We start from the raw sequence: 23,575 nt of genomic DNA on the forward strand, positions 1-23,575 counted from the left end.
CTCTCGCCGAGACCTACCGCCAATGGCTCCTGACCGCTTGACAGCCAATAGGAGCATCATTCACCGACCCCTTTGCACCCGGGCCCGCTTCTTCGGCTTCCGGTGGATCCACCACTCGGCGAAGAGGAGGTTCACCACGAACGACACCCAGGCGGATGCGATCGCCGCGCCCTCGATCTCGGGCGCGCCGAACTGGATGCTCGGGTCGGTGAGTGCCCCCGGCACGTAGACCGCGACGAGGAACGTGGACGAGAACCGGTTGGTGACGATCGAGAAGGCCAGCGCGGTGCTCCGGATCATCCACTCCCGGTGGTCGGCGAACCGGCGCTGCCGCACCGCCCGGTAGCCGAGCAGGGTGAACGTCAGGAGCAGGATGCCCATCATCGTGTTCGCCACCTGCTGCGCCACGCCCGCGCTCGGGAACTGGGCCACGATCAGCGCCGCGATCGCGGTCGGGATCGCGGAGGCGACATAGACCCGCCCGCTCCACCGGTGCACCCGGGGATGGTGGGCGCGCAGCCACGGCCAGAGCTGCAGCACGGCGGCGCTCAGCATGATCGACCCGGTGAAGATGTGGGTCACGAGCGCCGGGTAGAAGGCGGGGCCACGGTCGGTCGGCACCAGGGACTGCGCCGGGTCCAGGCCCACGTAGCGCGGCAGGGACGTCGCGAGGAACAGGGCCGTCACGATGGCGAGCGGCGCTATCCAGGGGCGCCGCCACCAGCGGACCCGCTGCGGCGAACGAGCCGGGGCGGGGGTGGGCGTCGTGTCGGTTGCCATGCCATACCTGCTTTCGCCAGGACGGAGGGAACGGGAGAGTGGTCAGCGCCGGGCACGGAAGGCCAGGCCGGCCGACACCGCGAAGAGCAGGCCGAGGCCCAGGCACCAGATGATCGCGAGCGCCGCGACGCCGCCTGGGTCGGCGACCGTCGCGACGTCGCCGGCCAGGAGGCTGCGCACGGTCTCGATCACGGGCGTGACCGGCTGGTGCTCGGCGAACCCGCGCAGCCAGCTCGGCAGCGTGTCGACGGGCACGAACGCACTCGACACGTAGGGCAGGAACATCACGAAGAAGGAGAATCCGCCGGCGGCGTCGGGTGACCGGACGAGCACCCCGACGAGGGCGGCGAGCCACGTGATCCAGCCGACGAAGAGCAGGATCATGCCCACCGCGGCGAGCCACTCCAGTGGCGTCGCCTCGGGCCGGAAGCCCATCAGGATCGACACCCCGAAGACGACGGCGGTCGTGACCAGGTTCTTCACCAGGCTCGCCGCCACGTGACCCGAGAGCACGGTCCAGGCGGTGACGGGCATCGACCGGAGCCGTTCGACCATGCCGCTCGACATGTCGCGCTCCACGGCGAGTGCCGTGTTCGCGGCGCCGAACCCGGCCGCCAGCAGGATCACGCCCGGCGTCACGTAGTTGATGTAGTCGGTGCCGATGTCGACGGCGCCACCGAACACGAGCACGAACATCAGCAGGATGATCACGGGCAGCAGCACCGCGGTGATAATGGCGTCCACGTCGCGCGAGACGAGCCGCAAACCCCGGACCGTCATCGTCGAGACGTCTCTGAGCAAGTACGTCATGCCGCCACCTCCGCCGATCGCGCCGGGCGGTCCTGGCCGACGTGCCCGGTCAGGGCGAGAAAGACGTCGTCGAGGGTGGGCGCACGCACCTCCCAGTGCTCGGGAACCACCCCCGTCGCCTCGACCACGGAGAGCACCGACCGGACGTGCGCCACCGAGCCGTCCGTGGGAACCCGCACCCGCGCGCCGTCGACCGTCGCGGCGGTGACCGTCGCGGCGGTGAGCACGGGAGCGACCCGTCCGGCGTCGGCCGGGGAGACGAAGGTGAGCTCGACGCCCGCCTCGCCCACCTGGCGCTTGAGCTGCGCGGGCGTGCCCTCGGCGGCCACACGGCCGCCGTCCACGAGCGCCACCCGCTGGGCCAGCCGGTCGGCCTCCTCCAGGTACTGGGTGGTGAGGAAGACGCTGGTGCCCTCGTCGACGACGGCGCGGACGACGTCCCACAGGGCCTGCCGCGACCGCGGGTCGAGGCCGGTGGTGGGTTCGTCGAGGAACATGATCCGGGGCCGGGTCAGGAGGCCCGCCGCCAGGTCGAGCCGACGACGCATGCCGCCCGAGTACGTGTCGACGCGGCGGCTCGCGGCGTCCGCCAGGTCGAACGCCGTGAGCAGCTCCGCGACGCGGTCCCGCACCACGCGGCGCGGGAGGTGCGCGAGGTGGCCCATCATCGTGAGGTTCTCGGCGCCGGTCTGCTTGCCGTCGACGGCTACCTGCTGACCGGTGAGGCTGATGATCTCGCGGACCCGTCGCGCGTCCCGCACCACGTCGAAACCGGCAACGGTCGCGCGGCCGGCGTCAGGCCGCAGCAGCGTGGACAGGATGCGGACGGTGGTGGTCTTGCCCGCCCCGTTAGGGCCGAGCAGCGCGAGGACCGCTCCCTCCTCGAGCTCCAGGTCGAGCCCGTCCAGCACGGGCGGGCTCGTCGAGCCGCGTCTGGCGAAGGACTTGTGCAGGCCCTCGGCCGTGACGATCGCAGCCATGGTCTCCTCTTCTCTCTGGTCGTGAACGCTTACTGTTTACGTCCCACGCGTTTTAGTGTGGGGCGTAAACAGTATGTGGTCAAGAGAGTTTCGGATCGGCACGCGCCGTCGAGCAGGGCAGGATGGGGACCGATGAGCATCGACACCACGCCCGAGCCGGGCGAACCGCCGCGGGATCCCGTCGAGCGGCCCCAGGGCACAGGTCCGGAGACCGAGCTGCCCGCCGCCGTGCAGCGCCTCTGGGGCGCGGTGGCGCCGCGGCGGCGCGGGCCCAAGCCCGCCCTGTCGGCGGCACGGATCGTGCAGGCTGCGCTGGAGCTGGCCGACGCCGAGGGCCTAGCCGCCGTCTCGATGGCACGCATCGCGGAGGCCGTCGGGTACACGCCGATGGCGCTGTACCGGCACGTGGCCGGCAAGGAGGAGCTGCTCATCCTGATGTCGGACGCCGTGGCGGCCGACCTGCCGGTCCTCCCCGCCGAGGGCGGCTGGCGCGCCGGGCTCGAGGCCTGGACCCGGGCGCAGATCGAGCTGGGAATCTCCCGCCCATGGATGCTGGAGCTGCCCCTCTCCGCCGCGCCGCCCGGGCCGAACCGGGTGCGCTGGCTCGACCAGGCCTTCGGGGTCCTGCGCTCGATCGAGCTCCCCCCGGACGAGAAGCTCGCCGTGGTCGGCCTGCTCGCCCAGCACGTCCTGGGCGAGGCCCGCGTGCACATCGAGTCCAGGCGCGCGGCGGTCCAGCAGGTACGCCGCGAGGCCGGGCTGACCGACGCGACCCCGGAGTCGGAGCTCGACCCCGCCGCCATCAACGCGGCCAACCCCTACGCCGACTTCGAGACCGTCCTGGCCCGGTACGCCGACCCGACGACGTACCCGAACCTGTTCGAATCGTTCGCCACGTGGCCCGAGAACCCCACGACCGCGCCGTCCGACGACGACATCGCCTTTGGGATCAGCATCGTCCTGGACGGCATCGAGGCCTACCTCAGGCGCCGCGGCGCGATTCCCGACGACGAGTCCTGAGCCCCTCGGCACGCCGGCACGTGGGTCCTGGCGTGACCACAGGCAGCGGTTTTCGGACCTTGTGCACAGGTCGGCGGTCGGAGCGCGTGGAGTGTCGGTGGCGTGCGTCAGAGTGGTGCCGTGACAAGTGATCCCATGACAGACGGCAACACGACGGCGGCGACCGTGAGCACGGCCCTGCGCTGCTTCGGCGATGGCGACCCGCTCTACGAGGCGTACCACGACAAGGAGTGGGGCGTTCCGGTGCACGGCGAGCCGGCCCTGCTGGAGCGCATAGCCCTGGAGGGCTTCCAGTCCGGGCTCTCCTGGATCACCGTGCTGCGCAAGCGTCCCGCGTTCCGGGAAGTCTTCGAGGGCTTCGACCCGGAGCGCGTGGCGGCCTTCGGGCCGGACGACGTCGAGCGGCTGCTGACCGACACCCGCATCATCCGGAACCGCATGAAGATCGAGGCCACCGTCGACAACGCGCGGGCCGTCGTCGCGCTGCACGACTCCCGGCGCACGCTGGACGAGCTGTTCTGGTCGTTCGCCCCCGAGGCCGCCGGCCGGCGGCGTGCGGTCACCTTCGGGGACGTGCCGGCGTGGACCGAGGAGTCGAAGGCGATGAGCAAGGCGATGAAGAGGGTGGGGTTCCGGTTCATCGGACCCACCACCGCCTACGCGGCGATGCAGGCCTGCGGCCTGGTGGACGACCACCTGGCCGGCTGCCCGGTGGTGCTCGGCCGCACCGGTGCGGCCGAGCAGGGACCGGCTAGCTGAATGTCACAGCTCCGCGCACGGCTCCACGACCGGGACGACGGCGTCGCGCACCCACTCGGCGAGCGACGTCGCCGGCGGCCGCAGGATCACCGTGTCCACGCCGTGCTCGGCGAAACCGCGCATCTCCCTGACGAAGTCCGCGGTGTCACCCGGGCCGATCGCCGCCCCGCGGTGCAGCATCGTGACGCGGATGTCGGCGGGGTCGCGGCCGACGTCGGCGCAGTGCCGGTGCAGCACGTCCAGCAGGTGGCGCAGCCGCTCGGGAGTCTCGGCGAACAGGTTGCACGCGTCTGCGTACTGCGCGACGAGCTTGAGGGTCCGCTTCTCCCCGGACCCGCCGATCATGATCTCGGGCCCCGACAGCGGCGCCGGCGAGCAGAGCGTCTCGGCGAGCTGGTAGTGCTTCCCCTCGAACGGGCCGTTGTTGTCGAGGTCGTACATCTGCCGCGCGATCCGTACCGTCTCCTCGAGCATCTCGAAGCGGTCCTTGAGCGGCGGGAACGGCACCCCGAGCGCCGCATGCTCCTTGTCGTACCAGGCCGCGCCGATGCCGTAGGTGGCGCGACCACCCGAGACCACGTCGAGCGACGCGACGATCTTCGCCAGCAGACCCGGGTAGCGGTACGTCACGCCGGTCACCAGCGCGCCGAGCTGCACCTTCTCGGTCACTCCGGCCAGGTAGCCCAGAGTCGTGTACGCCTCCAGCATCGGGTCCGACGCCGGGAAGCCCTGATGCTCCATCTGGAAGTAGTGGTCCATCACGGAGACCCACGCGACACCGCCGTCGTCGGCGTACCGGGCGGCGTCCGCCAGCTCGGTCCGCATCCGCGCGGGTTCCATCGAGTCGTAACGCATGAAGTGGGTGCCGATTCGCATGTCTCGATCCTCCTACGCCGACGCGCGCCGTCAAACGCGGGATCGGGGCGAGACACGTCGTCAGGCGCGGGGCTCGATCATGGTGTCTGGGTCGGGGTCCACCGGCGCTCCGGTGCGTACCAGGACCTGCGCGACGAGCCACGTGATCGACTCGGCGGTCTCGTGCGGCGTCGCCGTGGGCTGCATGACATGGCTGAGCGCGGCCCGCACCACGATGTCGATGACCGTGGCGATCCGCTCCGGCTCCAGGTCGATCTCATAGGTGTCCACCCGGTCCTGCACCACTACCTTGATGGTGCCGAGCAGGGACTCGGAGTGGGTGGTGAGCAGGGGCAGCAGCTCGGTGTCCGCGCCGTGCGTCGCGGACACCACCGCGCGCAGCAGCTCGTTCCCCTCGGCGAGCACCAGCGTGTTCTCCAGGGCCGCGCGGATCGCGGCCAGCAGGTCGTCGGGGTGGCTGTCGAAGCCCTCGACGATCTTGAAGATGAACTTGGCCGACTCCGTCAGCACCATCGCCTCGGCGAGATCCTCCCGGCTGCCGACGGCGTTGTAGACGGTCTGCCTGCTCACGCCGGCCTCCGTGGCGAGGCGCCCCATCGTCACCTTCGACCAGCCGTCGGAACAGGTGAGGCGCGCCGCAGCCGCGATGATCCGACTCCGGCTGGAGATCGGATCCTCGTACCCGGCGGTCACCTCGGCCATACCTCGATCGTAGGCAACGGGTGGCTTCCGGTCAGGCAAAGCATCGCCGGACGGAAGATATTTCACCCTCCGGCCATTTCTCCCTGCGGATCGTCGGGCACGAGCGGCCCGAACCCCCGCAACCTGGAAACCCCATAGGGTGGCGAGCATGGACCTCGAAGAACGCCTTGCAGTCTTCATCGACTACGAGAACCTGGCGCTCGGCGCCCGGGAGCACCTGGGCGGGATGCAGTTCGACTTCGGCCCGATCGCCGACGCCCTCGCCGTGCGCGGACGGGTCGTCGCGCGCCGGGCCTACGCGGACTGGTCGTACTTCGACGAGGACCGGCGCATGCTGACCCGGCACCAGGTCGAGCTGATCGAGATGACGCAGCGGATGGGCGCCTCCCGCAAGAACGCCGCCGACATCAAGATGGTCGTCGACGCCATCGAGATGGCCTTCGAGCGCGACTACATCTCGACGTTCGTCATGTGCACGGGTGACAGCGACTTCTCCCCGCTCGTCCACAAGCTGCGCGAGCTGAACAAGCGCGTCATCGGCGTCGGCGTCGAGAAGTCGACGTCGCGCCTGCTGCCGGCCGCATGCGACGAGTTCCTCTTCTACGACCGCCTCGAAGGCGTCGAGGTGCCCGACGACGACCAGGCCGCTCCGGCGCCGAAGCGCGGCACCCGCTCCCGCAAGGCCGCGCCCGCGCCGGAGCGCGCCGCAGCGCAGAAGGCCCCCGCCGCGTCGCGTCGCGCCAAGGCCGCTGAGGCGGTGGCGGAGGCCGTCGCCGAGGCCCCGGCAGTCGAGATCGCCGCCGAGCCCGACTCGAAGCCCGCCACCCGTCGTCGCAAGAAGGCGGAGCCCGCACCGGCGCCCGTCGACGTCGCGCCGGAGGCCGAGATCGACACGAGCGAGCAGGAGGAGGAGGCCCCGGCGTCGAGCGACGCACCCATGGAGGTGCGCGTGGCGCAGACGCTCGCCGACCTGCAGTCGTCCACGAGCGGCGCCGTGACGGCGTCCGCCCTGAAGCGCACGCTGCTGCGCAAGGACCCGACGTTCAGCGAGTCCGACTACGGGTTCCGCACCTTCGGCGAGTTCCTGCGGTTCCTCGCGGACCGCGGGTTCGTCGAGCTGGCGACGGGGCCGTCGGCGGGCGACCCGGAAGTATCGCTGCCGGAGCAGGGCGACACCGACGCCGCGTTCGTGCTGCTGCGGACGGTGGTACAGGAGTCGAACGGCTCGGCCGCGCTGTCCGGTCTGAAGAACGCCGTACGCAAGAAGCGCCCGGACTTCTCCGAGAAGGCGCTCGGCTTCCGCGGGTTCCTCCAGTTCGCGAAGGCCGCGGAGACCGCCGGCGCCGTCTCCCTGGCCTGGGACGACGACGCCGACGACTACCTGGTCACCGCCTGACCCGGAGCGGAGTCGCAGGCTCGGGCAGCAATGATCACCGCCTGGTACCCGTCACTCGGCGAGCACGCCCGGCACCGTGGCGAGCCGACGGGTGAGCTCGGCCCCGTCCCGGCCCGCGACGGTCGACACCCGGGGGACGTCGGGACCGCCGTCGGATGAGCCGGCATCCGGCAGGTTCCCGGCGAGCACCTGCTGACCGCCTGTGAGCTGCCGGATCGCCACGGCACGGACGCGGCCAGGATGACGGCGCACGGCCCGCGCGTAGATCTCGACGTCGTGCTGGCCGTCATCGCCGAAGAGCACCCAGCGCACGTGCGGGAACCACGACATGAGGTGTTCGAGGCTCGCCTCCTTGTGCGCCTGGCCGCTGCGGAACCACCCGGTGAGGGTCGGTCCCCAGTCGGTCAGGAGCAGCGGGCCCCGCGGATAGTCGTGGCGCGAGAGGAAGGCGCGCAGCGTGCCCGCGGTGTTCCAGGCGCCGGTCGACAGGTAGAAGAAGGCGGCGTCCGGGTGCGCATCCTGTAGTGCCCGATACAGCTCGGGCATGCCCGGCACAGCCCGGCGGCTGCTGGAGTGCCGCACGAATGTGTTCCACACCGCTAGCAGCGGCCGCGGCACCGCCGTCACCATCGTGGTGTCGTCGATGTCGCTGACGACGCCGAACCTCGTCCGCTCGTCCAGCACCAGGACCGACGCGTCGGCCGTGGACGGGTCGGGACCGTCGAGGCACGTCAGGACCGCCGTCTGCCAGCCGGCGAGCAACGCCGCGCCGACGGGTACCTCGACGTCGACGTAGCCGGCGCGGTCGCTCACCACGACGGACGTGTGCTCGCCGACCTCGAGCCGCACCCGGCGACTGGGCGCCGGCACGGTGAGGAAGTGGCGGAACCCGCGCCGCCCGGCGCGGAGGAGGTCCCCGTCGGGCGAGACGGGCCGCGGCCGCGCGATCAGCACGCGGGCGAGCACCCGCACCTTGTCGGGTGTGCCGTACCCCGTGTAGGTCTCGATCCGGGGGCGCCAGCCGGCGCGGCGCAGCACCCACCCCGCCGCGGCGTAGAAGCGATCTTCCACCACCGCGGCGAGGTGCGGGCGCTGCGAGGGATGCGGGGTCGGGGTAGCCACACCGAATTGTGACCTGTTACTGACCGCCCATGCCCGTCGTTGCCACACCCTGCACGATGCGGCGCTGGAACAGCATGAACACGACCAGCAGCGGCAGCGCCGCGATCATCGCGGAGGCCATGTTCTGCGCGTACTGCACGCCGTAGGCGTCCTTCACGGTGGACAAGCCGACGGGCAGCGTCATGAACTGCGGGTCGGTGGTGATGATGAACGGCCACAGGAAGTTGTTCCAGGCGCCGATGAACACGAAGATCGCCACGGCCACGAGGATCGAGCGCGACAGCGGCAGCACGATCGTCCAGAACAGCCGCCACGAGCTCGCGCCGTCGATCCGTGCGGCGTCCAGCAGCTCCTGCGGGATGGCGTCGAAGAACCGCTTGAGGATGAACACCATCACGGGTGCCACCACCTGCGGCAGCACGATCCCCGCGAACGTGTCCACGAGCCCCAGGACCTGCATCTCCCGGAACAGGGGCACGATGAGGATCTGCCCGGGCATCATGATCGAGGCGATGGTGAGCCACTGCATCAGGGCCCGCCCCTTGAACAGAGTCTGCGAGAACGCGAAGGCCGCCATCGCGGAGATCAGCACGGTGAGCGCCGTCACCAGCACGGCGACCACCAGGCTGTTCCACATCCACAACGGCAGCTCGCTATTGCTGAGCACCTTCTGGTAGGCGTCGAGCGTCCAGCCCATGGTGGGCCACAACGACGCCGGGAGCGCGGCCTCGGCCTCGTGCTTGAAGCTCGTGACCGCGCCCCAGAACAGGGGCACGAGCCAAATCCCGGCGAGCACGACCAGCGCCGCGAGCGCCCCTGCCCGCGCCCAGGGCGACGGGCCGATGGTCAGCTTGGTGAGGGCCCGGTTCTCGGCCCGGTCCTGCGCAGCCTTCGTCCGGCGGACGGCGGAGATGTCGGCGACAGCCATCTCAGGCCTCCTTCCGGGCCGGCATCAGCCGTACCAGCGTGAACACGAGGATCAATGCGAAGAACACGTACGAGATCGCAGAGGCGTAGCCGAGCCGGTAGTTGGTGAAGCCCATGTCGTAGATGTACTCCAGGATGGGCCGTGTGCTGCCGTTCGGGCCGCCTTTGGTCAGCAGGTAGATCTGGTCGAACACCTTGAGCGAGGCCAGGAGCTGCAGCACCACGATGACGCCGGTGATGGTGCGTAGCTGGGGCAGCGTGATGGAGAACAGCCGCTGCCAGCCGCCTGCGCCGTCGATGGTGGCCGCCTCGTACTGCTGGGCCGGAATGCCCTGCAGTGCCGCGAGGTAGAGCAGGAAGTTGAAGCCCACGGTCCACCACACGGTGACCCCGGCGATGGAGAACATCGCGACGTTCTCGTCGGTGAGCCAGCCGAGGGGCTGCAGGCCCAGGCCTGTCATCCAGGTGTCGAGCAGGCCGATGTCGGGTTGGAACATCCAGTTGCTCAGGTGCCAGACCACGGCGCTGGTCAGCAGGTACGGCGCGAAGAACGACATCCGCCACACCCACTGTCCCGGCAGGCCCGTGTGCACGAGCAACGCCATCACGAGGGCAACCACCACCAGGGGGACGGTGCTGAGGATCGTGAACCACACGGTGTGCCACAGCGTCTGCCAGACCTGTGGATCGCTGAAGGCCTCGGCGTAGTTGGCGAAGCCGATGAACTCGCTGCCGGTGCCCGTGAGGCTCTGGTTCGTGAAGCTCATCCACAGGCCGTAGAGCGTCGGCAGCACCAGGAAGAGCCCGGTGGCCAGGGCGAACGGCGCGACGAACAGGTAGCCGGACCTGTCGCGCTCGCGCATGGACTTGCGGGCGGTCTCGGCGTGCGTACCGGGTCGGCTCGCGGAGGCCCTCCGGCCGGGCAGTGCCCGCCCCAGGGGCGCGGTGACACTGGCATTCGAGGCAGTCATCGTCGTCCTTCCTCTCAGGCGGGGTTGGGCTGGGCGAGGAACCGGTCCATCGCGCTCAGCATCCGGGTCACGGCGGTGCGGGCAGGGGCCTTGCCTGCGAGGGTGTCGGTCATGGCGTCGGCCATGCGCGTCTGGAAGTCGCTGCCGCCGCCCGTGAACCAGGCGTCGGGGTCGAAGACGGCGATCTCGGCGGCGGGCGCGTAGTCACGCTGTGGCGTGAGCTCCTGGTACTCGGGCTCCTCGACGATGGGCTGGTAGGCGGGGATGTGCCCGGCCGAGGCCCACGTCAGACCCTCTTTGAGGAGACCGGCGAGGACCCGGTACGTCGCCTCGCGCGCTGCGGCGTCCGGCGTGCCCTGCTTGGGCAGCACGAACGCGTGCGAGTCCGCATAGTTGGCCGGCGTGTCGAAGATCGCCGGGAACTGCGTGGCCCCGACCTCGGGCAGCGCCTCGCGGAACATCGGCAGGTCCCACTCGCCGGCGAATGTCATGCCTGTGCGTTCCGCCATGAAGCGGGCAGCGGCGGCGTTGCCGTCCTGGTTCTTCGCGGCGACGGTGCCGTCGAGCATGGCCTGGAGGAACTCGAAGACCTCGGTGGCGGCCTCCTCGTCGAGCGCGGCGGGGCGGCCCGGCGTCAGCTCGTAACCGCCGCCGTTCTGGGAATAGAGGCCCCAGAACATGCGCCAGCACCCGGCCGGGTCACGCTGGTAGCCCCAGCCGACGCCGGTCTCGCCCGTGACCTCGGCCAGCGCGCGTCCGGCCGCGAGGAAGTTGTCGGCACCGGCGACGGCGTCCAGGTCGAGCTTGCCGTCCGCCGTCGCGAGGCCCGCGTCCCCGATGATCGCCGGGTTGTGGAACACGATGTACGGATGGGTGTCCAGCGGCAGGGCGTAGAGCTGCCCGTCGAACTGGGCCTTCTCCCACACCGCGGGAGCGAAGTGCTCCTCGCGCACCCCGAGGTCGGCGAGCGCCTCGATGTCGAACGGCTCCAGGAGCCCGCCCGGCGCGTACCCGGCGAGCCGGGACATGTGCATGACGGCGGCCTCGGGCGGGCGCCCACCCGACGACGCCATCGCGAGCTTCGTGTAATACGGCGGCCCCCACTCGAGCGTCGTCGACTCGACGGCGATATCCGGGTTGGCCGACGCGACGACGCCCACCATCTCCTGCATGAGCGCGCCGTCACCGCCCGAGAAGAGGTCCCAGATCATCACCTGCGTCTTGCCGCTGCCTGCGGCGCTCGGCGTCGCGCAGCCGGCGAGCGTCCCGCCGAGCGCGACACCACCGGCACCGACCAGGGCTGCCCGCAGCAGATCGCGGCGGCTGAGGCCCCCCGAACTTGCCGCACGGCTGCGGTTTCTCGACACGGTCCCGGGGCTTCCTCGGCCCGGGACATCGCGTCCGCGTAGCACGGTCATCGTCGACCCTCCCATGGTGCAACGTTGCGATCCAACGTTGGATCACGATGGACTAGGCGGAGCGTCCCGTCAAGGGGTCGCGATGCGGAAGGAAGTGAAGGGTTGTCGGAACGAGCGGGTCGCCGCGTGGGCATCAAGGAGGTCGCCGCCGCGGCGGGCGTCTCCTGGAAGACCGTCTCCAACGTTGTCAACGACACGGGCCGGGTAGGCGACGCCACCCGGGCACGAGTTGAGGCGGTGATCGCCGAGCTGGGCTACCGGCCCAACCTCGCGGGACGCCAGCTGCGGCGGGGCCGCACCAACACGCTCGCGCTGGCCGTGCCCTGGGTGCACGCGCCCTACTTCTCGGTGCTGGCCCACGAGGTGATCGACGTCGGCAACGCCCGTGGCTACCGCGTGCTCATCGAGGAGACCCGGTCCTCGCGTGACACCGAGCTCGAGGTGGCGCGCGGCTTCGACGTCCAGGCGATCGACGGCATCATCTTCTCGCCGCTGGAGCTGACCCCGGCCGAGATCGACGAGGTGCGGGAGTCGGTGCCCCTCGTGCTGCTGGGCGAGCGGGCCGACCCGGACCCGGCCCGCGAGCGGCGGACGGACCATGTGAGCATCGACAACGTCGAGGCCGCGGCCCAGGTAACGGCCCATCTCCTGGAGGCCGGACGGCGCAGGCTCGGGTTCCTCGGCGCGGAGCCGCGCGGCGCCGGCCGCACCGGCGCGCAGCGTGTCCAGGGCTTCCTCGACGCGCACACCGCGGCCGGGCTCGAGGCCGACGAACGCTGGGTGCTCCAGGTGCCGCAGTTCTCCCGCTCGGCGGGCGCCGCGACCATCGAGTCGGTGCTGCCCAGGATCGATCAGATCGACGGACTGGTCTGTGCCAACGACGAGCTGGCCCTGGGCGCGCTGTACGCGCTGCGCCGGAACGGCGTGCGGGTCCCCGAGGACCTCGCCGTGACAGGCTGGGACAACACGGAGGACGGCCGGTTCTCGAACCCGTCGCTGACCACCGTCGCGCCAGACCTGCGCGCCATCGCGGAGACGGCGGTGGACCGGATCATCGCGCAGCTCGAGAAGCCCGCCATCGAGCCGGTCGACGCGCTGGTGCCGCACCGGCTGCTGATCCGGGAGAGCAGTCGCACGTAGGCTCGGGGCGCACACCACGACCTGGTTGTGGGCGCAACCGTTGCGACCACCCGCCCGTTTTAGGCGCAACGGTCACGCCCACAACTAAGCCCCAGACTGATACAACGTTGCATTCCGTGCGCAAGCCGTGTTGAATCACCGCGCACCTGTCGTAGACGCAACGGAGCAGCTGATGACCTTCCTCGACCGCTTCTCGCCCGCCGGCGTACCAACGGCCACCGCCGTACCGCGCCCCGAGTACCCCCGCCCGCAGATGGCCCGTGACCGATGGCTGAACCTCAACGGCACCTGGCAGTTCGAGATCGACTCGGGCGACTCCGGGCTCGAGCGCGGGCTCGTCGAGAACCCGCTCCAGAGCGAGATCGCCGTCCCGTTCGCGCCCGAGTCGCAGCTCTCCGGCATCGAGAACACCGACTTCCTCGAGGCGGTCTGGTACCGCCGCGAGGTCACCGTCCCGGCGGAGTGGGCCGCCGTCGGCGACGACCCGCACGTCCTGCTGCACTTCGGCGCGGTCGACCACGACACGACCGTGTGGGTCGACGGCACCGAGGTGGTGCGGCACCGCGGCGGGTTCACCCCGTTCACGGCCGATCTGCACGGCATCGCGCGCCCGGGCGACACGGTCACCGTCGTCGTGCGGGCCCGGGACACCCGGCACGGGCCGCAGGCCCGCGGCAAGCAGAGCAACCGCTACGCGAACTTCGAATGCAACTACACCCGCACGACGGGGATCTGGCAGACCGTGTGGCTCGAGCCCGTGCCGTCCGTGCACCTGCGCCGCCCGCGGATCACGCCGGACCTGGCCAGCTCGGCGTTCGACGTCGTGGTGCCGCTTTCGGCGAACCGGCGCGGCCACACCGTGACCGTCACCGTGACGGATGCCGACGGCGAGGTAGCGACCGCCACGGCCCGCGCCGACCTGGACCTGGCGCCCGCGCTGCGCGCCGTCGTCCCCGCGGACCGCGTGCGCACCTGGGGGCCGAGCGATCCACACCTGTACGGCGTCGACATCGAGCTGCGCGACGGGGACGGCGTCCTCGTCGACTCCGTGCGTTCCTACGCGGGCCTGCGCTCCGTCTCCATCGACGGGCAGGGGGTGCGGATCAACGGCGAGACGGTGTTCCAGCGCCTCGTGCTCGACCAGGGCTACTGGCCCGAGTCGCTGATGACCGCGCCCTCGGACGCCGCGCTCGCGCGCGACATCGAGCTCGGCCTCGCGGCCGGCTTCAACGGCGCCCGCCTGCACCAGAAGGTCTTCGAGGAGCGGTACCTGTTCCACGCGGACCGGCTCGGCTACCTCGTCTGGGGCGAGTTCGGCGACTGGGGCGTGAGCGGCTACGGCACGCCCGCCGACGGTCAGCGGCCGACGACGTCGTTCGTCGCCGAGTGGATGGAGGCGCTGCAGCGCGACCACTCGCACCCGTCGATCATCGGTTGGTGCCCGCTCAACGAGACGCACCAGGACCTGCACGACCGCATCACCCAGCTCGACGACGTCACCCGGGCCATGTGGCTCGCCACCAAGGTGGCCGACCCCTCCCGGCCGGTGCTGGACGCCAGCGGCTACTCGCACCGCGTCCTCGAGACCGACATCTGGGACTCGCACCTGTACGAGCAGGATCCGGAACGGTTCGCGGAGCTCGTGGGCGGCCTCGCCGAGGGGCGACCGTACGAGAACGCGCGCGACAACGGCACGAAGATGTCGGTGCCGTACCGCGGCCAGCCGTACTTCGTCAGCGAGTACGGCGGCATCTGGTGGAACCCGGACGTGGCGGCGACCGCGTCGGGAAACTCGCCGGATTCCTGGGGCTACGGCCAGCGGGTTGCGGATGAGGAGGAGTTCCATGTCCGGTTCCGCGGGCTGACCGACGCGCTCCTCGGGGACCCGCGGATGTTCGCCTACTGCTACACGCAGCTCACGGACGTGTTCCAGGAGGAGAACGGGATCTACCGGTTCGACCGCAGCGAGAAGCTCGACGTCGCGCGCGTGCGGGAGGTCCAGGTCCAGGTCGCGGCCGTGGAGGCGGCGGAGAACGCCGCGGTGTCGGCCGGCCGGGGCGTCTGACCAGGGACGGGGCTTGTAGGTCTCTTTAGTCTTTTTCACCACATATCACCCCGTCCACAGGGGCGCTTGGGGGGTGCACAATAGGCCGGTGACGTACCGGTTCCTCAAGCTCATCCTCTCGCTCCTCGTGCTCGTGCTTCTGCGCCCGCGCGTCACTGGCCTGCAGAACATCCCGAAGCGCGGCGCCGTGATCCTGGCGAGCAACCACCTGTCGTTCATCGACTCGCTGCTCATCCCGATCATGGCGCCGCGCCACGTCGCGTTCCTGGCCAAGGCCGAGTACTGGACCGGCAAGGGCCTCAAGGGGCGCATGTCCCGCTGGTTCTTCACCAAGATGGGCGACATCCCGGTACAGCGGGACGACCCGCGCGCCGGGCAGCGTTCCCTCGAGGACGCACTCGCCGTGCTGCAGCGTGGCGGCGCGTTCGGCATCTACCCCGAGGGCACCCGCTCGCGCGACGGCAAGCTGCACAAGGGGCACACCGGCGTCGCGTGGCTGGCGCTGACCGGCAAGGCGCCAGTCGTCCCCGTGGCACTGCTCGGGACGGACAAGGTCAAGCCCATCGGCAAGATGCCGCGGTTCGCGAAGGTCGAACTGCATTTCGGGGTGCCGATCGACCCGTCCCGCCAGATCGCGGCCGGCACCAAGCCCGCCCAGGCGCGGCGCGAGCTGACGGAACAGGTCATGCAGTCGATCCAGGCGATGAGCGGCCAGGAACGCGCCGACGACTGATCTGTCCAGCGCCCCCACGTTGCCGAGGTAGAACCGTGGCGAGGTAGGACCCTGGCGAGGTAGGACCCTGGCGAGGTAGAACTGCAGCGGACCATCGTGCGCTGCAGTCCTACCTCGCTGCAGTCCTACCTCGCCACGGTTCTACCTCGCTGCAGTCCTACCTCGGCGACTCCGGGCGTCAGAGGCGGGTGAGGCGGATCGCGTCCGCTATGACGTATGCCGTGCCCTGGGTCCAGCGGCTGACCGCCACGACGGTGCGGGTGCCCGCCGTCATCGCGTATGTGCCGAGCGAGAGCCAGGCGCCGCCACCCGTCGACTGGTCCACCCGGATCGTCGACGAGCCGCTCCCGGTGTAGACGATGAACGGCGTCGACGTGTTGTAACCGTCGATCCCCGGGAACCACGCCTCCACCCGGTAAGAGCCGTTGGACGGGATCGTCGCCGAGAACGTCGCCAGGTCGCTCACCTCGGCCGGCGTCGCGTAGCGGTAGCTGGCGCCGTAACGCTCGGCCGAGAAGGACGAGGTCAGCCACGATGCGCCCGCCGCGAAGCCCGCGGACGTGTTGTCGACGATGACCGACCAGCTGGAGCCCGCCAGGGCCGCCGCCACCTCCGAGCGCAGCTGCGGCAGCATCGAGTAGAGGACGTCGCCCGGGCAGGCCGTGGCCGTGTAGTCCCGGTGCCCGTAGATCTGGGTCGGGGCGATCCCGTACTGGTCGCAGATGTAGGCGCACAGCTCGACCAGCCGGCTCCAGAGCTGCGCGGGCGGCGTCGCGCTCGTGTAAGTGCCCTGGTTCTCGATCCCGATGGCCTGGCTGTTCTGGCCGGGGGCGTGCGCGCCCACCACCGTGCCGCTGCCGTTCTGCAGGCGGGACAGCGAACCGTGCCGGCCCTCCATGACGTATCCGCCGCGGCTCACCGTGAGGTGCTGGCCCGTGTCGACCCAGCCGTTGGCGAAGTGCCACTGCTGGATGTCGCGGGCGATCTGATAGCCGGCGGCCTGCGAGTAGTCGGTGACATTGGCCGACGCCGTGTGGTGGATCAGGATCTTGTTCGGGTTCGTCGAGACGGTGTCGATGGTGCCCCGGGCCGCGGCCGCACCCCAGGTGGCGCAGCTCGCGATGGTCGGCGCAGCGACCTCGACACCCGCCAGCGCACCCGGGGGTGCGTCGGCAGGGGCCTCGGGGTCGGGCGCCAGGGACGGCGGGGCGTCAGCGGCGCGCGCCGCGACGGCCTGCGTCGCAACGCGCGGGGCCGCTGCGGCCGGGGCAGCACCCGCGGGCGCCGCTATCGTCGCACCCGCGGCCCCGATGCCGAGGACGACGGCGCTGCGCAGCAGGTCGCGCCGGTCGAGGGAGCTGTGGTCGTCGTGACTGTCGTCGTCGTGACGGTGGTCGGTGGAGCTGGGGACGTGTTCGTGCACGGTAGGCCTCCACGGTTCGGTCGCGCTGGCACGGGCCGATTTCATCCGTAGTATCGGCCGACCGTGCATGCGCCCGATACATCACATCCGGGATATACCCCCCACGCGATACCGCCCCCGTCTGACACGCGCGAGCGCGCCGGGGTCAGGACTCTATCGTCTGGGTCTCCGACGAACCCTGGCCGATCGGCGTCGAACCGGCCGCGTGCGCCACCTCGATCTTGCGCGGCTTCGCCTCCTCGCTGACCGGGATCGTCAGTGAGAGCACGCCGTCCGTGTACGAGGCGGAGATGCTGTCGAGTGCGAGACCGCGGCCTACCGTGAGCTGCCGGGCGAATGTGCCCATGGGCCGCTCGCGGACCAGCCACTGCGCCTCGGTGTCCGTACGCTGCGAACGTTCGCAGCGGACCGTGAGCGTCCGGTCGTCGACCGAGACGTCGATGGTGCCCGGGTCTACACCGGGCAGGTCCATGGACAGGACGTAGTGGTCGCCCGTGCGGAACAGGTCCATCGGCATGCCGTCGGTCTGCCTCGCGTTGGTGGCGAACGTGCTGAACAGCCGCTCCATCTCCTGGAACGGGTCCCAATAGGTAGCCATCGCGCATCACCTCCTACGACGACGTGGCCCTGGCCCGTCCAGGGCCGTCGCGCTCGGCGGCGGCCTCGTCCGCCGCCCGGCTACGCCATCAATTTTGGCACTCTGACCCCGAGAGTGCCAAGACCTGATCCCGCTACGCGGACGTGTCACGCCCACAGATCACTCGGTGACCTGTGGGCCTGACACGTCGCAGGCTCCCGCTCTGGGGTCAGGCCGCGGCGCGGCCCGTCAGGCCTACCCGCTCCAGCAGGTCGAGGGCCGGGCGGTGCTTGTTGAACGTGTACACGTGCACGCCTGGCGCACCGGCGTCGAGCACCTCGCGGGCGAGCTTCGCGGAGTAGCAGATGCCGTGCTCGTGCTGTGCTTCGGGGTCGACGGCGCCGTCGGAACCGGTGAGCCGGTCGAGCTCCCGCAGCAGCTCCGAGGGTGCGACCACACCCGTCAGCTCCTCGACCCGGCGTAGTCGACGCGCCTCCGTGGCGGGTAGGACGCCGGCCAGGATCGGGATGGTCACGCCCGCCGCCCGGGCCGCCTCGACGAATCCCGTGTAGGACTCGGCGCGGTAGAAGAACTGGGTGATGGCGAAGCTCGCCCCCGCCTCCTGCTTCTCCAGGAGCCGCCGCACCTCCTGGTCGCGCGTGGTGCCGGCCCCGGGGTTGCCGTCCGGGAACGTCGCCACGGCGATGGTGAGCGGACGGGTCGCCGCCCGCAGCGCCGCGCTGGCGTGGGCGGCGGCACGGCGCTGGTCCACCTGCGTGAGCAGGCGGACCAGGTCGACGCTGGACCGCACCCCGTCCGACGCCGGGCGCCAGTGCGGCTCGTCGCGCGGCGGGTCCCCGCGCAGGGCGAGGAACGACCGCACGCCGGCCTCGAGGAACTCGTCGATCACCTCGGACACGTCCTCGCGGGACGCGCCCACGCAGGTCAGGTGGGCCACCGGCAGCACCGGTGTGCCGCGCAGCAGCGTGGCGAGCACCTCTCGCGACGTCGCCCGGTCGCCGCCGGCGGCGCCGTAGGTGACGGACACGAAGTCGGGGCGAGCCGCCACCAGCCGCTGCGCCGTCTCCCAGAAGTTGGGGGCGGCCTCGGGCCGACGCGGTGGCATCAGCTCGAACGACACTGTGGGACGCTGCGGGTATGCCTCGACGACCATGGCTGCTCCATCGGACCTGGCGTTAGCACCTTACGTCCACGCGCCACGTCAACGAGGCAGGAAGTCGGCAGGTTGCTGCGGTGTCAGGGAGCCAGGACTCTCGACCGCTCTGGATGGGATCGCCACCATGCTAAGCGATTGTCCAGCACTGGGACAGAATCCGTCCGGCGATCGAGACGCCCTGTCTTGTGCTACCCACCAGCTGCCCGAGGAGCTATTTCACCGACCCCGCCACCAGCCCGCCTACCAGGCGCTTCTCGATCGCCATGAACAGGATGACCACGGGCACGATCGCCACCACGGACACCCCGAACACGTAGTGCCACGACGTCTCGTACTGGCCCACGAACTTCGTCAGCGCCACCGACAGCGGTTGGTTGCCCGCCGTCGACAGCAGCACCAGCGAGGCCGCGAACTCGTTCCAGGACGCGACGAACGTGAACACGACCGCCGTCACGATCCCCGGCCACACGAGCGGCAGGTTGATCTTCGTCAGGACGGCGAACGTGCCGGCGCCGTCGAGCTGGGCCGCCTCGTCGACCTCCTTCGGGATGCCCGCGAAGAAGCTGTGCATGATCCAGACCGCGAACGAGAGGTTGAACGCCGCGTTGACCAGGATCATCGCGGCCCATGTGTCGAGGATCCCCCACGAGATGAACTGCCGGAACAGGCCCGAGGTCAGCACGGCGGGCTGCACCATCTGGGTCACGATCACGAGGAACAGGAAGACGAGCCGCCCCGGGAACCGGAACCGCGCCGTGTAGTAGGACGCGGGCAGCGCGACGGCGAGCACGAGCAGCGTCGCGCAGACCGAGATCACCAGAGTGGAGATCAGGTTCTGCAGCAGCGGGGTCTCGGGCGTCGACCACATCGTGGCGTAGTTCTCCCAGTGCCACTCCGTGGGGAAGTAGGTGGGATCGACCGACCTGATCTCCGCCTTGGTCTTCACCGAGCCGAAGAACATGATCAGGTACGGCAGCAGGAACACCACCAGCACCACGAGCCCGGCGAACATGCGTAGCAGCAGGGATCCGATCGGCACCTGGTCGGCGGTGTACTTCCGCACCCGCCGCCCGTTGCCCGACGTCGGACGGATCACCTTGCGCGGGGTCGTCGCCGAATCTGTGATCGCGGTCATCAGACCTCCTCCAGGGGGCGAACGGCCCGCACGTAGATGGCCACGATCCCGATGACCACCAGGAACGCGATGACGGACAGTGCGCTCGCCAGGTCGATCTGCCGCTGGTTCTGCATGTACTTGAAGATCATGGTCATGACGGTGTCGGCGTCGTACCCGGGGATGGACCCGGTCATGACGCGCAGGATGGGCAGGGAGTTGAACACGTTGATGATGTTGATCAGCACGGCCACGGAGATCGCGCCCCGCAGCTGCGGCAGCACCACGCTGAAATACGTCCGCACCCCGTTGGCACCGTCGATGCGCGCGGCCTCGACGGTCTCGCCGGGCACGGTCTGCAGGCCTGCCAGGATCGTGTAGGTGGTGAACGGCAGCGACACGAACACGGCGACCGCCATGGCCCACGCGAACGCGGTGCCTGCGTGCCGGGTCCAGCCGTAGCCCTCCGGCGTGTCGATCAGGCCGATGTCCACGAGGAACGAGTTGATGATGCCGAAGTACGGCTCCAGCCCGTAGTGCACGACCAGAGTGGTCATGACCACGCTCGCCGCCCACGGCACGATGACGGCCATACGCACCAGGCGACGGCCGGGGAACGCCTTGTTCAGCAGCGCCGCGAGGGCGAGCGAACCGAGCAGGGTGCAGGCGACGACGACGACCACCCAGATAACGGTGCGTCCGAGGATGGGCCAGAAGTACTGGAACCCCACCACCGTCGCGAAGTTCGCGAGGCCTACGCCCCCGTCGTCCACGCCGCTCTGGCTGATGTCGCGGGTCGAGTTCCAGAACATCAGGCCCACCGGGAACAGGACCACGGCCGCGATGAGTGCGACCGCGGGCCCGATCCACGGCAGGGCCTTCAAGAGGTCCTTCACAAGTGTTCCAATCAGCCCGCGTCGACCTGGGCCTGGATCTCGGCCAGGACGTCCTTGGCGGACTTGTTGCTGTCGAGCTGGCCGAAGAGCGCCTTGAACGCGGAGTCCGCGGCGGCCCAGTCGGGGTTGGTGCTCGGGTAGAACTGCGCGTCCGGCAGGGTCTCGAGGAACGGGGCGAGCGCCTCGTCGTCGGCCAGCTGCTCGGAACCCGACAGGGTGGTGGGCAGGAAGCCCTCGGCCTGGACCCACGGGACGTAGACGTCGGCGGTGTAGAGGTAGTCGAAGAAGGCGGTGATGGCCTCCTGCTTGTCGCCGTCGTTCTGGAACGCCATCAGGTGGTCCGCGACGCCCAGGGTGAACGGCCCGCCGTCCTTGGTGGGGATCGGGTGGATCGAGTACTCGAGGTCCGGGTTGTCGGACTCGATCTGGCCCACGCTCGGCGGCAGACCAACCTGCATGCCGAGCTTGCCCTGGACGAAGATGTCGAAGAGCGGGCTGCGGTCCGACGCACCGGCGTCGGCCTGCGTGGCACCCTCGTCGATCATCTTCTTGATGAACTCGGCACCCTCGAGGTTCTCGGGGGTGTCGATGGTGATCTGCTCGGCGTCCCCGAAGGACCCGCCCCCGCCCCACAGCCACACCGCGGCCTCGGCCTGCGCCTCCTCGGAGCCGAGCGGCATGCCGTAACCGGACACGCCACCGCCGAGCTCGGAGACCTGCTTCGCCGACGCGAGCAGCTCGTCCCAGGTGGTGGGAACCTCGGCGCCCGCCTCCTCGAGGAGCGCGTCGTTGACGAACAGCGCACGGGACGACGCGATCCACGGCAGGCCGTAGGTGGTGTCACCCACCTGGGCGTTCTCCAGGAACGTCGGCTGGAAGTCGGCGTAGGTCTCGTCGGAGGTGACCTCCTCGACCGGGTACAGGAGCTCGTCCTCGGCGAAGCCGGCGAAGGGGCCGCCGTTGTAGATGTCGGGTGCGTCGTTGCCCTGGATGCGGGTAGCGATGACCGACTCGAGGTTGTCCCAGGACTCGACCTGCAGCTCGACGTTGATGTCGGGGTTTTCCTCCTCGAATCCCGCGATCACGTCGTTCCACAGACCCTGGGTGGCGTCGGAGTAGGCGGGAACGAGCAGGTCGAGCGTGGTTGCGCCACCACCCTCCTCCCCGCCGCCGGAGCCGCCGAACCCGCAGGCTGTCAGTCCCGTTGTCGCGGCCAGCGTGATCGCCATGATCCCGCCGAACCTCTTGTACTGGGCCATTACCGTCCCTCGCTCTCTTCGTGGTGTCGGTCACGTTTTCACTTGGCCCCTAATCTGTCAAGGGTTCTAACAAACCTGTGACATACGGGTGACACGATGGACCCGAAGGGCCCGCGAGGCCAGCGGAGAAGCCAAAAAGGAGGGCCGCAGCGCGTCGCTGCGACCCTCCCCCGTTGTGCCTCCTGACCGAGGGCGGGGCCTCGTTCGAGGTGCCGCGGCCGCCCGGCGCCGATCAGCAGCTGCAGAGCTCGGGGATCCAGCCCGTGGAGCTGGCGAAGCGGGAGTTCCCCGGGTAGGTGACCTTCCAGTACCCCTCACGGGTCTTCACCACCGTCGAGATCCGTGCGTCGGACCCGATCGTCAGGTCCCGCACGAACACGGCCCGCCCCTCCTCGTACGGACCGTCGGCGTCGAACGAGAGGATCGCGTCGCCCGAGCGCAGCCGCAGCCACGAGAGGGTGCCGTCGTCGTCGATCCGCAGCACCCGCGTGGTGGCGTTGATCCGCGCGGGACGGCCGTCGGTCGCCTCCGTCGAGATCGTCGCGCGGGTCCAGGTGGCGCGCCGGAACTGCACCTTGTTGGCGTTGTGGACGTCGATCTGGTGCCGGACCCGCGTCCCGTCGGCCTTGCGCACCACCGCGAAGATCTCGACCCCCGCGTAGTACGTTCCGGGATCGATCGACCCGTGGAAGGGAATCCGCCCCCGACTCACCATGGCGGTGCTGCTGGTCCGGTCCATCACGATCGTGCGCTTACGCACCGGCTCGCGGTCGATCTTCTGGACCGTGACCTCGGCCTCTACCCGCGCCAGCCGCCCACCGGACGCCTTCACGGCGACGGTGTACCCGAACCTGGCGGGGTAGAGCTCCTGCGCGTCCACGTTGCCCCAGATCGTGGAACCAGAGGCGAACATCGACGTCGTCACGGTGGTGCCCCGGGACGTGCTGGTGTCGACGACCGGCAGTGCCTGCGCCGCCGGGGCGGTGACCAGGCCCGCGGCCAGAAGAGCCGTGGCGGCGGCGAGCGCCGTCAGACCTTGGCGGAAGGTGGAAGTACGAGACGTACTGGGCAGTGACATCGCAGTTTCCCGTCTGCTCGATGGCGCCTGTCCCAGCGGGCGGGTATCGCTCGCCGTCAGGCTTCACCACCGAGTACGGACGGGAATACCGGAACGTTGTGGGTGAAGAAAAAAGCTTCCCTAGCGTTCGGTGGAACCGATCATGGGCACGCCGAACGCCAGCCCGACGGCAAGGATGCCGCCCACGAACAGGAACGGCGACGACGCGCCCTCACCGATCGATCCGATGGCCATCAGCGCGAGCCCGCCCAGGAACACGGCGAAGCACACGATGAAGCGAACCAGCAGGGTCGCCGTGGGCTCCTGCTTCTGCCTGCGGGCCACCTCGAAATCACTCATGGGGCAAATCTAC

23 protein-coding genes and 1 riboswitch are annotated in these 23,575 nt (G+C 70.0%); of the genes, 6 read left to right on the top strand and 17 right to left on the bottom strand.

The features are described from left to right. Positions 1-60: 60 nt before the first annotated feature. From EW117_RS24995 to EW117_RS25005, 3 genes are read right to left on the bottom strand one after another with little or no spacing between them, the layout of a single operon-like run. Positions 61-780, bottom strand: coding sequence for a DUF2306 domain-containing protein (locus EW117_RS24995; RefSeq protein ID WP_129789453.1), 720 nt, complete (start codon positions 778-780; stop codon positions 61-63). A gap of 42 nt (positions 781-822) precedes the next feature. Continuing rightward, complete coding sequence (locus tag EW117_RS25000; protein ID WP_129789454.1) at positions 823-1,590, bottom strand: ABC transporter permease; 768 nt, start codon at positions 1,588-1,590, stop codon at positions 823-825. Next, positions 1,587-2,570 (bottom strand): ATP-binding cassette domain-containing protein, encoded by a 984-nt coding sequence (locus tag EW117_RS25005; RefSeq protein ID WP_129789455.1) that lies wholly within the window; start codon positions 2,568-2,570, stop codon positions 1,587-1,589. The genes EW117_RS25000 and EW117_RS25005 overlap by 4 nt, the downstream gene beginning before the upstream one ends. A 132-nt stretch (positions 2,571-2,702) precedes the next feature. Between EW117_RS25005 and EW117_RS25010 the strand changes: the two genes are divergently transcribed. Together EW117_RS25010 and EW117_RS25015 are read left to right on the top strand one after the other, a co-directional pair. Continuing rightward, positions 2,703-3,590: a TetR/AcrR family transcriptional regulator gene (locus EW117_RS25010; RefSeq protein WP_129789456.1), complete on the top strand. Its 888-nt coding sequence runs from the start codon at positions 2,703-2,705 to the stop codon at positions 3,588-3,590. A 135-nt stretch (positions 3,591-3,725) separates the two neighbouring features. Continuing rightward, complete coding sequence (locus EW117_RS25015; RefSeq protein ID WP_129789517.1) at positions 3,726-4,349, top strand: DNA-3-methyladenine glycosylase I; 624 nt, start codon at positions 3,726-3,728, stop codon at positions 4,347-4,349. A 3-nt stretch (positions 4,350-4,352) separates the two neighbouring features. Here EW117_RS25015 and EW117_RS25020 read toward each other — a convergent pair whose 3' ends face one another. Then, entirely contained in the window at positions 4,353-5,225 is an 873-nt protein-coding gene (locus EW117_RS25020) for an LLM class F420-dependent oxidoreductase (protein ID WP_129789457.1), read from the bottom strand. Positions 5,226-5,285: 60 nt separating this feature from the next. Next, the gene (locus EW117_RS25025) at positions 5,286-5,927 is read right to left on the bottom strand and encodes a TetR/AcrR family transcriptional regulator (protein ID WP_129789458.1); all 642 of its coding nucleotides are present in this window, start codon (positions 5,925-5,927) and stop codon (positions 5,286-5,288) included. Positions 5,928-6,075: 148 nt separating this feature from the next. On the opposite strand from EW117_RS25025, the gene EW117_RS25030 reads away from it, so the two are divergent. Further along, the gene (locus EW117_RS25030) at positions 6,076-7,323 is read left to right on the top strand and encodes an NYN domain-containing protein (protein WP_129789459.1); all 1,248 of its coding nucleotides are present in this window, start codon (positions 6,076-6,078) and stop codon (positions 7,321-7,323) included. Between the two features lie 51 nt (positions 7,324-7,374). Here the strand turns inward: EW117_RS25030 and EW117_RS25035 are convergent, their stop codons facing one another. From EW117_RS25035 to EW117_RS25050, 4 genes are read right to left on the bottom strand one after another with little or no spacing between them, the layout of a single operon-like run. Further along, positions 7,375-8,445 carry an App1 family protein gene (locus tag EW117_RS25035; RefSeq protein ID WP_129789460.1) on the bottom strand — a complete coding sequence of 357 codons (1,071 nt, stop codon included), beginning with the start codon at positions 8,443-8,445 and terminating at the stop codon, positions 7,375-7,377. A gap of 16 nt (positions 8,446-8,461) precedes the next feature. Continuing rightward, complete coding sequence (locus EW117_RS25040) at positions 8,462-9,373, bottom strand: carbohydrate ABC transporter permease (RefSeq protein WP_129789461.1); 912 nt, start codon at positions 9,371-9,373, stop codon at positions 8,462-8,464. 1 nt (position 9,374) lies between these two features. Beyond that, positions 9,375-10,343 (bottom strand): carbohydrate ABC transporter permease, encoded by a 969-nt coding sequence (locus EW117_RS25045; RefSeq protein ID WP_129789462.1) that lies wholly within the window; start codon positions 10,341-10,343, stop codon positions 9,375-9,377. A gap of 14 nt (positions 10,344-10,357) precedes the next feature. Beyond that, a complete protein-coding gene (locus EW117_RS25050; protein ID WP_242504549.1) occupies positions 10,358-11,710 on the bottom strand; it encodes an extracellular solute-binding protein in 1,353 nt (450 codons plus the stop codon). Between the two features lie 177 nt (positions 11,711-11,887). Between EW117_RS25050 and EW117_RS25055 the strand changes: the two genes are divergently transcribed. The 3 genes from EW117_RS25055 (at position 11,888) to EW117_RS25065 (ending at position 15,699) form a co-directional block, all read left to right on the top strand. Then, positions 11,888-12,901 carry a LacI family DNA-binding transcriptional regulator gene (locus EW117_RS25055; RefSeq protein ID WP_165362860.1) on the top strand — a complete coding sequence of 338 codons (1,014 nt, stop codon included), beginning with the start codon at positions 11,888-11,890 and terminating at the stop codon, positions 12,899-12,901. Positions 12,902-13,073: 172 nt separating this feature from the next. Further along, positions 13,074-14,966 (top strand): glycoside hydrolase family 2 protein, encoded by a 1,893-nt coding sequence (locus EW117_RS25060; RefSeq protein WP_129789464.1) that lies wholly within the window; start codon positions 13,074-13,076, stop codon positions 14,964-14,966. An 88-nt stretch (positions 14,967-15,054) separates the two neighbouring features. Beyond that, positions 15,055-15,699, top strand: coding sequence for a lysophospholipid acyltransferase family protein (locus EW117_RS25065; protein WP_129789465.1), 645 nt, complete (start codon positions 15,055-15,057; stop codon positions 15,697-15,699). A gap of 178 nt (positions 15,700-15,877) precedes the next feature. Here EW117_RS25065 and EW117_RS25070 read toward each other — a convergent pair whose 3' ends face one another. The 8 genes from EW117_RS25070 to EW117_RS25105 form a co-directional block, all read right to left on the bottom strand. After that, positions 15,878-17,122: a golvesin C-terminal-like domain-containing protein gene (locus EW117_RS25070; RefSeq protein ID WP_129789466.1), complete on the bottom strand. Its 1,245-nt coding sequence runs from the start codon at positions 17,120-17,122 to the stop codon at positions 15,878-15,880. A 145-nt stretch (positions 17,123-17,267) separates the two neighbouring features. Further along, complete coding sequence (locus EW117_RS25075; RefSeq protein ID WP_129789467.1) at positions 17,268-17,720, bottom strand: Hsp20/alpha crystallin family protein; 453 nt, start codon at positions 17,718-17,720, stop codon at positions 17,268-17,270. 208 nt (positions 17,721-17,928) lie between these two features. Continuing rightward, positions 17,929-18,873, bottom strand: a complete 945-nt coding sequence (locus EW117_RS25080; protein ID WP_129789468.1) for a methylenetetrahydrofolate reductase — start codon at positions 18,871-18,873, stop codon at positions 17,929-17,931. A gap of 4 nt (positions 18,874-18,877) precedes the next feature. Then, positions 18,878-18,993: riboswitch (SAM riboswitch) on the bottom strand. A gap of 94 nt (positions 18,994-19,087) precedes the next feature. After that, complete coding sequence (locus tag EW117_RS25085; RefSeq protein WP_207212036.1) at positions 19,088-20,011, bottom strand: carbohydrate ABC transporter permease; 924 nt, start codon at positions 20,009-20,011, stop codon at positions 19,088-19,090. Next, complete coding sequence (locus EW117_RS25090) at positions 20,011-20,886, bottom strand: carbohydrate ABC transporter permease (RefSeq protein WP_129789469.1); 876 nt, start codon at positions 20,884-20,886, stop codon at positions 20,011-20,013. Before EW117_RS25090 ends, EW117_RS25085 begins: the two co-directional genes overlap by 1 nt. 11 nt (positions 20,887-20,897) lie before the next feature. Next, positions 20,898-22,145: an extracellular solute-binding protein gene (locus EW117_RS25095; RefSeq protein WP_129789470.1), complete on the bottom strand. Its 1,248-nt coding sequence runs from the start codon at positions 22,143-22,145 to the stop codon at positions 20,898-20,900. 232 nt (positions 22,146-22,377) lie between these two features. After that, positions 22,378-23,223, bottom strand: a complete 846-nt coding sequence (locus EW117_RS25100; RefSeq protein ID WP_129789471.1) for a hypothetical protein — start codon at positions 23,221-23,223, stop codon at positions 22,378-22,380. Positions 23,224-23,343: 120 nt separating this feature from the next. Next, positions 23,344-23,562 (bottom strand): hypothetical protein, encoded by a 219-nt coding sequence (locus EW117_RS25105; RefSeq protein WP_129789472.1) that lies wholly within the window; start codon positions 23,560-23,562, stop codon positions 23,344-23,346. Positions 23,563-23,575 lie beyond the last annotated feature (13 nt).

This window comes from Promicromonospora panici (assembly GCF_900608595.1).
In the GTDB taxonomy this organism is placed as follows: domain Bacteria; phylum Actinomycetota; class Actinomycetes; order Actinomycetales; family Cellulomonadaceae; genus Promicromonospora; species Promicromonospora panici.